This window comes from Streptomyces sp. SPB074, from assembly GCF_000154905.1.
Classification (GTDB): Bacteria; Actinomycetota; Actinomycetes; order Streptomycetales; family Streptomycetaceae; genus Streptomyces.
Map to the genome: position 1 here is coordinate 4,787,631 of NZ_GG770539.1, position 2,857 is coordinate 4,790,487.

3 protein-coding genes and 1 pseudogene are annotated in these 2,857 nt (G+C 76.9%); all 4 read left to right on the forward strand.

What is annotated here, in order from left to right; genetic code table 11:
* Positions 1 to 87 precede the first annotated feature (87 nt).
* Positions 88 to 735: a cysteine hydrolase family protein gene (locus SSBG_RS20135; RefSeq protein WP_008747913.1), complete on the forward strand. Its 648-nt coding sequence runs from the start codon at positions 88 to 90 to the stop codon at positions 733 to 735.
* A gap of 215 nt (positions 736 to 950) precedes the next feature.
* Complete coding sequence (locus SSBG_RS20140; RefSeq protein WP_008747914.1) at positions 951 to 1,859, forward strand: SAM-dependent methyltransferase; 909 nt, start codon at positions 951 to 953, stop codon at positions 1,857 to 1,859.
* 245 nt (positions 1,860 to 2,104) lie between these two features.
* On the forward strand, positions 2,105 to 2,479 hold the full coding sequence (locus tag SSBG_RS20145) for a hypothetical protein (protein WP_008747915.1): 375 nt from the start codon (positions 2,105 to 2,107) through the stop codon (positions 2,477 to 2,479).
* 39 nt (positions 2,480 to 2,518) lie between these two features.
* Positions 2,519 to 2,857 (forward strand): annotated as a pseudogene (locus SSBG_RS20150) (4-alpha-glucanotransferase); the annotation flags it as partial.

Genomic DNA, 2,857 nt, shown 5'->3' on the forward strand with positions numbered 1-2,857 from the left:
GGCCGGCCATGAGCTGGCGGCCGGCCAGGAGGTCGCGGCGGCGCCGGAACCGGCGGCGGATGAAGGGCTCGCGCCCGGGCTCGCGAGGTGAGCGGTCAAGGCGGCACCGCCCTCGTCGTCGTGGATCTCCAGAACGACTTCTGCGAGGGCCCGCTCGCCGCGTCCCGCTATCCCGGCGAGCCCGCCGCGCTCGCCGCCGTCGTCCGCAACACCGCGAGAGCCGTGGACGCGGCCCGCGACGCCGGGGTGCCCGTCGTCTGGGTCCGTTTCCTCGGCGACCCCGCCCACCAGGGCCCCGCCTGGCGCAGCCGCGACCGCGCCAGGGGGCGCCCGCCCAAGTGCCTCGAAGGCTCCTGGGGCGCTGAGCTCGCCGCCCCGCTCCAGGCCGCCCCGCACGAAGCGGACTTCACCAAGCGCGCCTGCTTCGACGCCTTCCTCTGCGAGGGATTCGAGGCCCACCTGCGCCGCCTCGGCGCCGGCCACCTCGCCCTCGCGGGCGTCTTCACCGACGTCTGCGTCGACAGCACCGCCCGTACCGCCTTCCAGAAAGGCTTCCACCTCACCCTGCTCGCCGACTGCACCACCGCGCTGCACACTCCCGACACACAGATCCTCACGTTCATGCACCGCCTCTACGGCGCCCGCGTCGTCCCCCACGCCCGCACGGAGACCTGGACCAGGCACCCGGAGGCAATCCCGGGGCCCCAGGTACCGGTGCCGGAAGGTTCCTCATGAGCGAGACCACAGGCGCCGGACCGGGCGCGCAGCGGGGCGCGATCGAGGTGCCGGAGGACGCGGCGCAGAGCGGCGAGGCGGTGAGCGGTGAGACGCCGTGCGGCGAGGCGGTGAGCGGTGAGGCCGCGAGCGGTGAGGCCGCGAGCGGTGAGACGGCGCGGGGCGAGGCGGTGGCGGGCGAGGCCGGGACGGGGGAGGCCGGGACGGGGGAGGCCGTGCGGGAGGAGAACGGTACGAACGGTGCCGCGCCGGACGGGGGCGGGGCCGAGACGGGCGTCGCCCGTACCGCGCTGCTCGTCGCCGCCGCGCGCGCCATCGAGACCCACCGGCCCGACGCGCTCGCCCGCGACCCCTACGCCGAGCACTTCGTGCGGGCCGCCGGCGGTTGCTCCGCGTGGCCGCTGCACCCCGACGACATCCCCGGCGGCGAGGCCGACCCGCTGTGGGGACGGCTCGGCAGGTACTTCGCCCTGCGCACCCGCGTGCTGGACGACCACCTCGGGCACGCGGCGCACAGCGGCGAACGGCAGGTCGTGCTCCTCGGCGCCGGACTCGACACCCGGGCCCTGCGGCTGCCCTGGCCGGCGGGCACGGTCGTCTACGAGATCGACCAGGCCCCCGTACTCGCCTTCAAACAGCGCGTGCTCGACGCGCTCCCGCCCGTACCGGGGGCCGCCGAACGCCGCCTCGTCGCCGCCGACGTCCGCGAGGACTGGACGGGACCGCTCAAGGAAGCCGGCTTCGACCCCGCCCAACGCACCGCCTGGCTCGCCGAGGGCCTCTTCCTCTACCTGCCCGCCGACGCCGAGGCTCGTCTCCTCGCCGACCTCCACGCCCGCAGCGCGGCCGGTAGCAGCCTCGCCTACGAGGTGAAACTCGGCCTCGAAACCGCCGCCGTCCGCGACTCGCCCGTCTACGCCGAGACCCGTCGCCGCCTCGGCATCGACCTCCTCGGCCTCTTCGACCCCGAGCCCCGCCCCGACTCCGCCGCCACGCTCGCCGCACTCGGCTGGCGCACCGAGTCCCGCACCCCCTTCGCCCACAGCCGCGCCCTGGGCCGCGGCCCGCTGCCGGAGGAGAACGACGCCCTGGCGGCGAACCGCTGGGTCTTCGCCCTGAAATGACCCACGGCGAAGTGGACGCCCCACGGGCGGGACCGGGCGGCGGGCGGGCGCCCCGGGAACCTCCGGCAGGGACCGGGCAGGGGGCGGGCCCAGGAACCTCGCGGCGGTCCGGCGCGCCACACCCCTGCCCTTCCGCACCCGCCCCCAAAATGTGACCCGCGCCACCTCGCGCCCCGAATCAAGGGTGCCCCCGCCCCCAGCGGGTAGGGCTGCGTCTACCACGCACCCCACCCGAGGAGGCCCCCGTGGGAACACCGGCTCAACTGCTTCTGTCCGCCCTCTCCAAACGCCCGGACCTGCCGGCATCCCCGGTCGACCGCCACCGCCTCGCTCACTACCGGCGTCCGCGACCCGCACGGCCCGACCTGTCGGCAGTGTCCGATCCCGACGCCGGCCTCCCCGGCGCCGCCTCGCACGGCGCCCAGGAACCCCCGCTGACCAGCGAACCCCCGCTCACCGACACCGCGCCGCTCACGAGCGAACCCCCGCTCGCCGAAGCGGTCCCCCTCACCAGCGAGCCCCCGTTCGCCGACCCGCACCCCGCGGAGCACCCCGCCGACGCCCTCACCGAGGGCTACGCCGAGACCTACGCGCCCGGAAGGCCCTGCGTGGCCGTCTGACCCCGGCCCGCGCGACGAAGACAGAAAGCGGACCCCGACATGGCACTCGCCCGGCTCGCCGCGCTCCACGGAGTGGCCACCTCCTACTCGCCGGGGCCCGGGGAGACCGTCGAGGTGCCCCGCTCCGCCGTCGTCGCCGCGCTCGCCGCGCTGGGCGTGGACGCCGCGACACCCGAGTCGGCGGCGGCGGCGCTCGCGGCGGCCGAGGCCGCACGCGAGTGCCGTGTGCTCCCGCCGACCGTCGTCGTGTGGAGCCCGCCCGACGCGGCCGACGGCCCGGTCGCCCCGCCGCAGGCCCTCGCCGGGCTCCCCGCCGGCACCCGCTGCACGGCCCGCACCGAGGACGGCGCCGTCACGGAGTGGACGGCCGCCCCCGGC